The sequence below is a fragment of the Escherichia sp. TW09308 genome (genome assembly GCF_000208565.1).
Classification (GTDB): Bacteria; Pseudomonadota; Gammaproteobacteria; order Enterobacterales; family Enterobacteriaceae; genus Escherichia; species Escherichia marmotae.
This window is the reverse complement of the sequence record NZ_AEME01000001.1, coordinates 2833810-2846397: the sequence shown is the minus strand read 5'-3', so window position 1 is coordinate 2846397 and position 12588 is coordinate 2833810. Positions and strand designations below refer to the sequence as shown.

General features: G+C 43.0%; 14 protein-coding genes. All 14 read left to right on the top strand.

All coding sequences use genetic code 11. The annotated features are described in order from the left end of the window. The first annotated feature begins 8 nt into the window (after window positions 1-8). The 14 genes from gspG (at window position 9) to ESM_RS0113495 (ending at window position 12548) form a co-directional block, all read left to right on the top strand. Window positions 9-464, top strand: coding sequence for a type II secretion system major pseudopilin GspG (gene gspG, locus ESM_RS0113560; protein WP_001087280.1), 456 nt, complete (start codon window positions 9-11; stop codon window positions 462-464). Between the two features lie 3 nt (window positions 465-467). After that, entirely contained in the window at window positions 468-1031 is a 564-nt protein-coding gene (gene gspH, locus ESM_RS0113555; RefSeq protein ID WP_001119497.1) for a type II secretion system minor pseudopilin GspH, read from the top strand. Next, the gene (gspI, locus tag ESM_RS0113550) at window positions 1028-1399 is read left to right on the top strand and encodes a type II secretion system minor pseudopilin GspI (RefSeq protein ID WP_000820076.1); all 372 of its coding nucleotides are present in this window, start codon (window positions 1028-1030) and stop codon (window positions 1397-1399) included. Before gspH ends, gspI begins: the two co-directional genes overlap by 4 nt. Beyond that, window positions 1396-2001 carry a type II secretion system minor pseudopilin GspJ gene (gene gspJ / locus ESM_RS0113545; RefSeq protein WP_000822464.1) on the top strand — a complete coding sequence of 202 codons (606 nt, stop codon included), beginning with the start codon at window positions 1396-1398 and terminating at the stop codon, window positions 1999-2001. Before gspI ends, gspJ begins: the two co-directional genes overlap by 4 nt. Then, the gene (gene gspK, locus ESM_RS0113540) at window positions 1998-2975 is read left to right on the top strand and encodes a type II secretion system minor pseudopilin GspK (protein WP_000633185.1); all 978 of its coding nucleotides are present in this window, start codon (window positions 1998-2000) and stop codon (window positions 2973-2975) included. The genes gspJ and gspK overlap by 4 nt, the downstream gene beginning before the upstream one ends. Further along, window positions 2972-4150 carry a type II secretion system protein GspL gene (gene gspL / locus ESM_RS0113535; RefSeq protein ID WP_000097225.1) on the top strand — a complete coding sequence of 393 codons (1179 nt, stop codon included), beginning with the start codon at window positions 2972-2974 and terminating at the stop codon, window positions 4148-4150. The genes gspK and gspL overlap by 4 nt, the downstream gene beginning before the upstream one ends. Before the next feature lies 1 nt (window position 4151). Next, window positions 4152-4688, top strand: coding sequence for a GspM family type II secretion system protein YghD (yghD, locus tag ESM_RS0113530; RefSeq protein ID WP_000942845.1), 537 nt, complete (start codon window positions 4152-4154; stop codon window positions 4686-4688). A 1198-nt stretch (window positions 4689-5886) separates the two neighbouring features. Next, entirely contained in the window at window positions 5887-6663 is a 777-nt protein-coding gene (locus ESM_RS0113525; protein ID WP_000124285.1) for an ABC transporter permease, read from the top strand. Continuing rightward, the gene (locus ESM_RS0113520; RefSeq protein ID WP_000590252.1) at window positions 6660-7331 is read left to right on the top strand and encodes an ABC transporter ATP-binding protein; all 672 of its coding nucleotides are present in this window, start codon (window positions 6660-6662) and stop codon (window positions 7329-7331) included. The genes ESM_RS0113525 and ESM_RS0113520 overlap by 4 nt, the downstream gene beginning before the upstream one ends. A gap of 10 nt (window positions 7332-7341) precedes the next feature. Then, on the top strand, window positions 7342-7842 hold the full coding sequence (locus ESM_RS0113515; protein WP_000876196.1) for a hypothetical protein: 501 nt from the start codon (window positions 7342-7344) through the stop codon (window positions 7840-7842). After that, a complete protein-coding gene (locus ESM_RS0113510; protein ID WP_010378739.1) occupies window positions 7821-9578 on the top strand; it encodes a capsular polysaccharide export protein, LipB/KpsS family in 1758 nt (585 codons plus the stop codon). The genes ESM_RS0113515 and ESM_RS0113510 overlap by 22 nt, the downstream gene beginning before the upstream one ends. Continuing rightward, the gene (locus ESM_RS0113505; RefSeq protein WP_000706159.1) at window positions 9578-10333 is read left to right on the top strand and encodes a hypothetical protein; all 756 of its coding nucleotides are present in this window, start codon (window positions 9578-9580) and stop codon (window positions 10331-10333) included. The genes ESM_RS0113510 and ESM_RS0113505 overlap by 1 nt, the downstream gene beginning before the upstream one ends. Before the next feature lie 8 nt (window positions 10334-10341). Further along, window positions 10342-11355, top strand: coding sequence for a UDP-glucose 4-epimerase GalE (gene galE, locus ESM_RS0113500; protein ID WP_000115194.1), 1014 nt, complete (start codon window positions 10342-10344; stop codon window positions 11353-11355). A gap of 152 nt (window positions 11356-11507) precedes the next feature. Beyond that, on the top strand, window positions 11508-12548 hold the full coding sequence (locus tag ESM_RS0113495) for an IS481 family transposase (RefSeq protein ID WP_000903437.1): 1041 nt from the start codon (window positions 11508-11510) through the stop codon (window positions 12546-12548). Window positions 12549-12588 lie beyond the last annotated feature (40 nt).

Genomic DNA, 12588 nt, shown 5'->3' with positions numbered 1-12588 from the left:
GTTATCACATGAATTCGTTATCCCGCGCGCAAAAACCACGGGCAGGTTTTACCCTACTGGAAGTGATGGTGGTGATTGTTATTCTTGGCGTCCTGGCAAGTCTGGTGGTGCCTAACCTGCTGGGCAACAAAGAGAAAGCGGACAGGCAAAAAGCCATCAGCGATATCGTGGCGCTGGAAAACGCGCTGGACATGTACCGGCTGGATAACGGGCGTTATCCAACCACCGAGCAGGGGCTTGAGGCGCTGATCCAGCAACCGGCCAATATGGCAGATTCCCGCAACTACCGTACCGGTGGGTACATTAAACGGCTACCAAAAGATCCGTGGGGCAATGATTATCAGTATCTCAGCCCGGGTGAAAAAGGGATGTTTGATGTTTACACCTTAGGGGCGGATGGTCAGGAAAACGGAGAAGGGGCTGCCGCAGATATCGGTAACTGGAATTTACAGGAGTTTCAGTAATCAGTGCCTGGACGCGGATTCACTCTTCTGGAAATCATGCTGGTGATTTTCCTGATCGGCCTTGCCAGTACAGGCGTGGTACAGACTTTTGCGACCGATTCTGAATCGCCTGCGAAAAAAGCGGCGCAGGATTTTCTGACTCGCTTTGCGCAGTTTAAGGACAAGGCAGTGATCGAAGGGCAAACACTCGGTGTGCTAATCGACCCGCCTGGCTACCAGTTTATGCAGCGTCGTCAGGGGCAGTGGTTGCCCGTTTCCGCGCCCCGGTTATCGGCACAGGTTACGGTGCCGAAACAGGTGCAGATGCTGTTACAACCCGGAAGTGATATCTGGCAGAAGGAGTATGCGCTGGAGCTGCAACGTCGTCGCCTGACGCTGCATGATATTGAACTGGAGCTGCAAAAAGAGGCGAAAAAGAAGACACCGCAAATCCGCTTCTCGCCTTTTGAACCTGCCACACCGTTTACGCTGCGCTTTTATTCTGCGGCGCAAAACGAATGCCAGGCGGTGAAACTGGCGCACGATGGCGCGTTATCTCTCAGTCAATGTGATGAGAGGATGCCATGAAGCGCGGATTTACGTTGCTGGAAGTGATGATCGCACTGGCGATTTTTGCGCTGGCTGCCACGGCGGTATTACAGATCGCCAGCGGCGCGCTAAACAATCAGCAGGTTCTTGAGGAGAAAACGGTAGCTGGCTGGGTGGCCGAAAACCAGATCGCACTGCTCTACCTGATGACCCGCGAACAGCGGGCGGTCAGGCATCAGGGCGAGAGCGATATGGCAGGAAACCGCTGGTACTGGCGAACGATCCCACTGAATACAGGCAACGCGTTGCTCCAGGCGGTGGATATTGAAGTCAGCCTTCACGAAGGCTTTTCGCCGGTGGTTCAGTCACGGCGCGCCTGGTTTAGCGCCGTGGGAGGCCAACAGTGAAAAGGATTCGCCCTGGTTTTACGTTATTGGAAATGCTGGTGGCAATTGCCATTTTTGCCTCACTGGCACTGATGGCGCAGCAGGTGACAAACGGTGTCACGCGCGTGAATAGCGCCGTCGCGGAGCACGATCAAAAACTCAACCTCATGCAGCAAACGATGAGTTTTCTGACCCATGATCTGACCCAAATGATGCCGCGCCTGGTAAGAGGCGAGCAGGGCCAGAGAGAACCGGCGTTACTGGCGGGTGCAGGCGTGCTGGCGTCTGAGAGTGAAGGGATGCGCTTTGTGCGTGGCGGCGTGGTTAATCCGTTGATGCGCCTGCCGCGCAGTAATCTGCTCACTGTCGGTTACCGCATTCATGACGGTTACCTTGAACGGTTAGCCTGGCCGCTGACCGATGCAGCGGGCAGCGTGAAGCCAACAACGCAAAAATTAATTCCGGCGGATTCGCTCCGTTTGCAGTTCTACGACGGCACGCGCTGGCAGGCGAGTTGGTCGTCAGGACAGGCGATCCCTGTGGCGGTGCGCATGACTCTGCATTCGCCGCAATGGGGCGAGATTGAACGCATCTGGTTGTTACGTGGGCCGCAATTATCATGATCACCTCACCACCAAAACGCGGAATGGCACTGGTCGTGGTGCTGGTATTGCTGGCGGTCATAATGCTGGTAACCATCACACTTTCCGGGCGGATGCAGCAACAACTTGGGCGAACGCGCAGCCAGCAGGAGTACCAGCAGGCACTGTGGTACAGCGCCAGTGCAGAAAGCCTGGCGCTGAGCGCGCTCAGCCTGAGCCTGAAAAATGAACAACGCGTGTATCTGGCACAGCCGTGGGCTTCCGGCCCCCGTTTTTTCCCACTGCCGCAGGGGCAAATCGCCGTCACCCTGCGTGACGCACAGGCCTGCTTTAATCTGAATGCTCTCGCACAGTCGACGACGGCGACGCGTCCGCTTGCGGTGCAACAGTTGATTGCCTTGATCACGCGTCTCGATGTGCCTGCTTATCGGGCTGAGCTGATAGCCGAAAGTCTGTGGGAGTTTATTGACGAAGATCGCAGCGTGCAAACGCGGCTGGGTCGTGAAGACAGTGAGTATCTCGCCCGCTCGGTGCCGTTCTACGCCGCGAATCAACCGCTGGCGGATATCAGCGAAATGCGTGTGGTGCAGGGAATGGACGCCGGACTTTATCAAAAACTCAAACCGCTGGTCTGTGCGCTACCGATGACCCACCAACAAATTAACATCAACACCTTAGAGGTCGCGCAAAGCGTGATTCTTGAGGCGCTGTTCGACCCGTGGTTAAGCCCTGTTCAGGCGCGAGCATTATTACAACAACGTCCGGCGAAGGGCTGGGAAGATGTCGATCAGTTTCTTGCACAGCCGCTACTCGCTGACGTCGATGAGCGTACAAAAAAACAGCTAAAAACCGTCCTGAGCGTGGACAGCAACTACTTCTGGCTGCGTTCAGATATCACCGTGAATGAGATTGAACTGACGATGAATTCGTTAATTGTCCGCATGGGGCCACAACACTTTTCGGTTCTCTGGCATCAGACAGGAGAAAGTGAGTGAGTTCCATGCTTGAGATTTTTTTCCCGCTTTGCGCCTCTGACTCCATTCGTTGGCAGCGCTGTACCGTCGATGCTGAGCACGGCATCTGGCCTGACATTGCCGACGAACAGCTTCAGCAATGGCTGCAAACTGATACGATTCGGCTCTACATTCCCGGCGAATGGATCAGCATCTGGCAGGTTGAACTGCCTGATGTTCCCCATAAGCAGATACCGACTATTCTGCCCGCCTTACTGGAAGAAGAGCTGAACCAGGATATTGATGAACTGCATTTTGCGCCGTTGAAAATCGACCAGCAACTGGCAACCGTAGCAGTGATTCACCAACAGCATATGCGCAACATTGCGCAGTGGTTGCAGGCAAACGGCATCACCCGCGCTACCGTCGCGCCGGACTGGATGTCCATTCCTTGTGGCTCTATGGCTGGCGATGCGCAACGGGTTATCTGCCGCATCGATGAATGTCGGGGATGGAGTGCCGGGTGGGCGCTGGCTCCGGTCATGTTCCGCGCACAGCTCAATGAGCAGGAATCACCGCTTTCGTTAACCGTGGTCGGCATTGCACCGGAAGAGCTATCTGCATGGGCTGGCGCAGACGCCGGACGCCTGACGATCACGTCTCTGCCCGCTATTACCACCTGCGGTGAACCAGAAGGGAACCTGCTGACAGGGCAGTGGCAACCTCGCGTCAGCTACCGAAAACAGTGGGCGCGCTGGCGGGTGATGGTTCTGCCTGTATTGCTGATTCTGGTTGCGCTGGCAGTGGAACGGGGCGTGACGTTATGGAGCGTCAGCGAACAGGTGGCGCAAAGCCGCGCCCAGGCAGAGAAACAGTTCTTAACGTTGTTCCCGGAGCAGAAGCGGATTGTGAATTTGCGCTCTCAGGTGACGATGGCGATGAAAAAATATCGCCCACAGACTGACGATACCAGGCTACTTGCCGAGTTGTCAGCGATCGCCAGCACCCTGAAATCGGCATCACTTTCCGACATTGAGATGCGTGGTTTCACCTTTGATCAAAAACGCCAGACGCTCCACCTTCAGTTGCGGGCAGCGAGCTTTGCCAGTTTCGACAAACTGCGTAGCGCACTGGCGGCAGATTATGTTGTGCAACAGGACGCGTTACAGAAAGAGGGTGATGCGGTTTCCGGCGGCGTAACGTTGCGGAGGAAATAACATGTTACGCGATAAATTGATTCACTATTTTCAGCAATGGCGTGAGCGCCAGTTAAGCCGTGGCGAATACTGGCTGGCACAACACCTGGCGGGGCGTTCGCCGCGCGAAAAGGGCATGTTACTGGCCGCGGCGGCGTTCCTGTTTAGCGCCGGATATTACGTCCTCATCTGGCAGCCGTTGAGCGAACGGATAGAGCAACAGGAGACGATGTTGCAGCAACTGGAGGTGATGAACACCCGACTGAAACGCGCCGCACCGGATATTATCGCAGCGCGAAAATCCGCCACGACAACGCCTGCACAGGTATCGCGGGTCATCAGTGACAGTGCTTCCGCGCATTCTGTGGTCATTAAGCGGATAGCCGAGCGTGGGGAGAATATCCAGGTCTGGATAGATCCTGTGGTGTTTAATGACCTGCTGAACTGGTTAAACGCACTGGATGAAAAGTATGCGCTGCGGGTGACACAAATTGATGTCAGTGCAGGTGAGAAGCCAGGAATGGTGAATGTGCAGCGACTGGAGTTTGGGCGGGGGTAGGTGTTGCCATCCTTGTCATAGTCATCCCCTTAACTCCACCTGATAACCCTTAGCCCAATGGTGAGTGCGGAACTGTCAAACCCGCTCACCGGGCTGAGTATTGATGTCGTAAGAATGAGTCCTCCTTCCATACCATCATGGAGTGTTCAACAATACTGCAGAAATCCGTTTCTCACTATTTAACCCCCGTTAATCAATACTTTTCCTGACTGCAAATACGCTTAAGAGTGGTGATATATTACCAGTATTAATAGATTTCATAAATCATTGAGTGGTAATTGATAGGGCAAAACATATAGGATAATTATTAACTGATCTGTATTTTGTGTAGCCTGGAAATTGATAAAATTCCTGGAGACAATCAGGAAGTAAATTTTAAATAAAAAAACAATTTCCACAGAAATTATTAATCAATTTTAAACATTATCCCGTTTGATATATCAATCTGAGGATAGTGCTGGTCATAATACAGGTCAAAATGCACGCAGCAAATAATCATGTTGTATATTTTAATTGATAGAAATAGTTTCTGTAGGTATTACTTCGCGTGAGCTAAATAAAACTATTTCAGTGTGATCTTAATCACAAATATTACTGTATCAGGTATATAGGAGATATAAACAAGCAGTGAATGAGTGAATTTTAAATAGGGAAATAGTTTCGCAGAAAACAATTTAAGGGTAATAAATCGCGTGCGTTCTGAGATAAGGCAGATTGCAGGTGTTGTTTCGCACCAAATTCTTATGAGGATTTATAATCAAGTAGTTAATATTGGCAATAAATAATAATTTCCCGCGAAATTAATAAATCGTTATGAAGATATGTGTTCCGGTGTAATCCAGGATGCATGAAGCTTTGTGTTTTTTTAGCCATAAAGAGTAGTCACAAAGAGGTAGAAATAACGATGGGGAATTTTCATGGGAATTAACTCTACATTCTGAAATGGCTTGTTTTCCTGACATTCCAGGAAGACCGAATACATTCATGCCTGAAGAATAGGATAGAGAAAAGAGACAGAAATAAACCAATTTATCCCTGCCGAAATAATTTCCGGCGAAATTGGTCGCGGGTGCTACAAAGTACCTGATTGGTCTGAATGAATTTTATCCAGTTACAAACAAGTATTATCTCCAGTGTATTGGTAGCTGTTAAGCCAGGGGCGGTAGCGTACCTGAAGAGATTAGGATCATATCATCAAATGGCAAGAAGTGGATTTGAAGTCCAGAAAGTCACCGTAGAGGCATTATTTCTACGAGAAATACGAACACGCTTTGGTAAGTTTCGTCTGGGATATCTGTGGGCGATTCTCGAACCCTCTGCGCATTTGCTGATACTGTTGGGCATTTTTGGTTACATTATGCACCGCACGATGCCAGACATCTCGTTCCCGGTGTTTTTACTTAATGGCCTGATTCCCTTTTTTATCTTTAGCAGTATCAGCAATCGTTCTGTAGGTGCTATTGAAGCGAACCTGGGGCTGTTTAATTATCGACCAGTAAAACCCATCGATACGATCATTGCGCGCGCACTGCTTGAGACACTGATTTACGTTGCTGTTTATATATTGCTCATGCTTATCGTCTGGATGGCAGGCGAATATTTCGAAATAACAAACTTTTTACAACTTGTGCTTACCTGGAGTTTGTTAATCATTCTTTCATGTGGCGTTGGCTTAATATTCATGGTCGTTGGTAAAACCTTCCCTGAAATGCAAAAGGTCCTGCCGATACTGCTTAAGCCGCTGTATTTCATCTCCTGCATCATGTTCCCTCTACACTCGATTCCGAAGCAATACTGGTCATATCTACTCTGGAATCCATTAGTACATGTGGTGGAGCTAAGCCGCGAGGCTGTTATGCCTGGCTATATCAGCGAAGGCGTAAGTCTGAACTACCTGGCAATGTTCACATTGATAACTCTGTTCATTGGTCTGGCTTTATACCGAACTCGTGAGGAGGCAATGCTGACATCATGATTAAGATTGAGAATTTGACAAAGTCATATCGTACCCCAACGGGGCGACACTATGTGTTTAAGGATTTAAACCTCGAAATCCCTTCAGGAAAAAGCGTTGCCTTTATTGGTCGCAACGGTGCGGGTAAATCAACGTTGCTAAGAATGATTGGTGGTATTGACCGCCCCGACAGTGGAAAGATCATCACCAATAAAACAATATCATGGCCAGTCGGCCTCGCCGGTGGATTTCAGGGAAGTTTAACTGGACGCGAGAACGTAAAATTTGTTGCGCGGTTATACGCGAAGCAAGAAGAACTGAAAGAGAAAATAGAGTTTGTCGAAGAATTTGCTGAACTCGGTAAGTACTTCGATATGCCGATCAAAACTTATTCATCGGGTATGCGGTCGCGTTTAGGCTTTGGTTTAAGCATGGCATTTAAGTTTGATTATTATATCGTCGATGAAGTAACCGCAGTCGGTGATGCAAGGTTTAAAGAGAAGTGCGCTCAATTGTTTAAAGAAAGGCATAAAGAATCTAGTTTTTTAATGGTGTCACATAGTTTGAATTCATTGAAAGAGTTTTGTGATGTGGCGATTTACATATCAGATAGGAAATATGTAAGTTACTTTGATTGCTTGGATACAGCTATATCATCATATATAACTGAAGAAAATTTAAAGAAATAGAGAGGATAATATGAAATATCTTATAATAAATCCTTATCATAATGCATCTCATGGAATTGCCAACTATATAAAAAATCTTGAAAATGCGTTGGTTGGGGTAGAAATAATAACGTTTGAAAATAAAAGAAACTTGAATGCTATTGCATTTCGTGAAGAGGTGTATGATTATGTCACTAAGAATTTTGGATATGATGACGTTATAATTGAAGCACCTGAAGCTAAAGCTTCAACATTACTATTGTCTTCAAGGTACAATGTGCATATTCGATTGCATTGTCCACTTGCAATTGCTCAGAAATATGATGGTCAAAAACCAAATCAACAAGAGTTTTCCAATGAGTTGAGAGTAATCAATAAAGCAAAAATAGTATCATCTCCGTCATATGCATTGGCTGAAGAATTAAGTAGCGAAATTAAAATAGATAATGTAAGTTATTTTAAAAACCCAATCACAATCAATCATATGATAAAGAATATGACATTGTATTTATGGGGCGCTTTCAAGAATTAAAAGGTACTAAAGATATTAATAAAATTCTTGAGAGACTGCCAGCTAATTTCAAAGTATTACTTATTGGGCCAAAATCAAATTTATTTAAATTGGACCCTAGTGTAAAATGCTCCGTTGAGAAGAAAGGCGAGGTTATTGGAGATAAACGATTTGAATTAGTAAAAAAAGCAAAGTGTTTAATTATGCCTAGCCAATTCGAAAACTGTAGTATGGTGATCCTTGAATCGTTAGCATGTCATGTACCTGTAGTCGCATGGGATGTTGGTGGTAATGCTGAAATAGCTAAGCCAAATATATTAAAATGCGCAAAATTTGGAGATTATGACGATTTCGCTTATAAAGTAAATGAGTTGATTTCAACACCTCCTAAAATAAAGTTTTTTCAAGAAGCTATAGCTAATATAAACACAGATTTTTCAAATGGTATACAAAATACCATCAATGAGATAAATAATGAAATACCTTCAGTTTATAGAGGGCTGAATAACAAAAAATATCATAAATATAGCAACGAAACAGTTGCGGTTTATACTAAGCCTATAAAAAAGCTTCGTGTTTTTGGAATAGCTTTTTCTAATGAACACATTGAAGAAATATGGGCGCCAGTTATTGATAAACTTGGGTATGAATACAGATATGTATGCCGTCAAAAATTAGGTTATCATACGGTCTTTAAACACACTCCATATCAAATAAATAAAAATTGGTTTTGCCAGTTTGATTGGATAAAAGATCATGATCGACTATTAAAACAAATAGTAAATTATCGGCCTAACTTTATTCTTTTTCACAATGGATCGCATCCAATTTACCGAAAAGTTTTAGAACAAGTGAAGGAACTGAAAATACCAATTGTATATTCAGAGTTAGGGTGGTTTCCTCAAAAGGATCATGTATACTTCGATAAATGGGGTACTAATGGGCAATCATATATTGCAAGTTTAACAGCAGAGCAGCTATGCAAAAGAAATTTTGATGGAGATGAAAGTACTTTACAAATCAAGGGTGATTACGCATTAATTATTACTCAATTGGAAAATGATACAAATCTTATTGTTAATTCCCCAAGGTTTAAAAATAACATCAATTTCATTAATCATGTCATTTCTAATATTGGTAACAAAACTAATATAATAATAAAACCACACCCATTAGACAAAAATATTGAAAGATATAAAATATTTGAATCACAAAATGTGAAACTCGTTACCGATATTGATACCGATACTCTTTTAAAAAATGCGCATTCAGTAATTGGGATTAACTCCACTGTATTATTACAATCTCTCAAGTTCAATGTTAATATTTATTCATTTGGTCGTTCTATTTTGGATAATAAAGGCGTGGCAATTGATTGTTCTACTGATTCTATAGATACAGTATGGACCAATATAATGAAAGGAAGTAGACAGAAAAGAGATGCTATTGTTAACGCACTTATGGAAAGGCAAATTAATTTAATAGATATTAGGGCTGGAAATACTCCTTCTATGGCAGCATCATTACCTTTAACTGAAAACTATATTTGTGATTTCACTCATTTGATTAATAAACAAAAATCACAAAAAGAATCAACTAACTTTGGTAATAGAGTATTGATGCCAAAAAATAATGAGGTAAAAAATAATAGAGGAGCAATAAAGAGAAAAACTAATAAATTAATAAGAAATCCAAAATTATTTTTTGTAGATTTGATAAAAAATATTAAAGATAATAATAGGAATATTGCAAAATAATGAAAATTGTATGTTCTTTCGGTAGTTGTCTCTCCGCAAATGTAGCTACAAATTTATCAAAAATATATTCAGAATGGTATAGGTTAAGCAGTGTTCAACATAATCGTATAGATCAATTCTGTGATATTTACATAAATAAAAAGTATCCAGAGTTAAAAAAAACAGATCTAAAGTTCGAGCTAAGTAAACAATATAGCTATGTAAACACGATCGATAATCAGTTAAATGATGTAGGTTTAGGTAAAGCATTACCGAAGAAAGAAGATAAACTTCCGCTTATAAATTTCTTTGACGCAATAAATTTTGGAAAAATAGATCTTTTTATATTTGATAATTTTGCTGAATTATTATTTAAGATTTATAAACATAGAGAGTTTGGCACTCCTATGTTTATAAATGAGAATTACCTTACAAATAAGGCTGTTGAATTTCAATTTGTAAATAAGTTTATAGATGATGATAAATTATATAACAGTTATGATAATGTGTTTGACTTTTTAACACGTAAAAACCCATTGTGTAAAATTGTGTTTATACCATTCCCGATCAATTTAAAAAACAACAAAAATCTAACAGAAAGAAGTTCATCACAACACTTGCAGATTTGCAAACTTAAAAATAATCATAAAAATTTATATGTATTACCAAGAAGAGATATATCGATACATGATTTAGTAACTCATTCGGATATTTATCATTTTACTGATAAGTGTTATTTAAATTACTCACGAGAAGTTTTGAGAAACATAATTTAAGGATTAATATGTCAGTATTAGTTACAGGCGGCGCTGGATATATAGGTTCTCACACAACTTTATTATTGTTAGAAAATGGTTATGATGTAATAACATTAGATAACCTTAGCAATTCAACTAATGAATCTTTGAAAAGGGTTGAAAGGCTGACAAATAAAAAAATAAAACAATATACAGGTGATATTTCAAATTCAGAACTTTTAAATAGAATTTTTGGTGAAAATAATATAACCGATGTGATTCATTTTGCCGGTTTAAAATCTGTTAGTGAATCAATTAACGATCCTATAAAATATTATAAAAATAATGTTGTAGGAAGTTTAACTTTGGTAAGTGAAATGGTTAAACATAAAGTTACCAATATTATTTTTAGCTCTTCTGCTACAGTTTATGGTCAACCAGAGATAATCCCTTTAACTGAAGACTGTAAGACAGAGAAACCTACAAATCCTTACGGATATTCGAAATTAGTAGTGGAGAATATATTGAGAGACTTGGTGAAGTCTTCTCATGACTTTAATGTTACTTGCCTAAGGTATTTCAATCCTGTCGGAGCACATCCCTCAGGAGAAATAGGTGAAAATCCAAATGGAGTCCCAAGTAATATTATGCCATATATTTCTGGTGTTGCTATTGGAAAATATAAACAGCTAAATATATATGGTTCTGATTACAATACACCTGATGGTACTGGTATTAGAGATTATATTCATGTAATGGATTTGGCGGAAGGACACTTATGTGCATTGCGAAAAAAATGGTCAACTCCATCTTTTCGAATTTATAATCTAGGTACAGGCAAGGGGTATTCTGTTTTAGAATTAGTCAATACGTTTGAACAAGTTTCTGGTATTAAAATAGCTTGTAATTATTCAGAAAGAAGATGTGGTGATATTGGGGAATGTTGGTCTAACCCAAAGGCAGCGGAAAGAGATCTTGGGTGGAAAGCAAAATATGACATTCAAAAAATGGTTTTTGATACATGGAACTGGCAACAAAAGAATCCAACTGGATATGTTTAAAAAATTATAAAACAAAAATCCTTTTTATCTCACATGGTTATTTTATAATGTGTATTAGTCGCGACTTGATCTGACACTGAGCCTTGAAAGGTTGAGAGTTACCGGTTTTGATATGGGTGTCGAATCCTTATACAAAACACGAGGTAACTCTCATGCTTCATACTACCAATCCCGTTATCAAACACAAAGCCGGTTTGCTCAATCTGGCTGAAGAACTCAGCAACGTATCAAAAGCCTGTAAAATCATGGGCGTTTCGCGTGATACGTTTTATCGTTACCGCGAACTGGCCGATGAAGGCGGTGTGGATGCGCTGATTAATCGTAGTCGCCGCGCTCCTAACCTTAAGAACCGTACCGATGAGGCAACTGAACAGGCTGTTGTTGATTACGCCGTCGCTTTCCCGGCACACGGTCAGCACCGGACCAGCAACGAGCTGCGTAAACAGGGCGTTTTTATCTCCGGCAGTGGTGTCCGTTCTGTCTGGTTACGCCATAACCTTGAGAATTTCAAAAAACGTCTGAAAGCACTGGAAGAAAAAGTAGCCCGTGATGGCATTGAGCTAACTGACAGCCAGATCGCAGCACTGGAGCGTAAAGCCAGTGATGACGAGGCCTGTGGCGAAATCGAAACGGCTCATCCGGGATATCTGGGTTCGCAGGACACGTTCTATGTAGGCAACCTGAAAGGTGTCGGGCGTATTTATCAGCAGACGTTCGTTGATATGTACTCGAAAGTGGCTCACTGTAAGCTTTACGTCACCAAAACACCGATTACCGCGGCTGACTTACTGAATGATCGTGTACTGCCGTTTTATGCGTCTCAGGGCCTGCCGATGCTGAGAATACTGACCGACAGAGGCACGGAGTACTGTGGCAAAGTAGAGCAGCATGATTATCAGCTTTATCTGGCAATAAACGATATAGAACACACGAAAACAAAGGCGATGTCCCCGCAGACCAACGGCATCTGCGAGCGGTTCCATAAAACAATCCTGAACGAATTTTATCAGGTAACGTTCCGTAAAAAACTGTACGGCGATCTTGATACATTACAGTCGGATCTTGATGAATGGCTGGCTCACTATAATAATGAGCGAACCCATCAGGGAAAAATGTGCAATGGGCGGACGCCAATGGAAACGTTACTTGATGGAAAGCGCATCTGGGCCGAGAAAAATTTAAGCCAGATGTAATCTGGCAGATACCTGTATAAATAACCGGTAACTGTCAGCT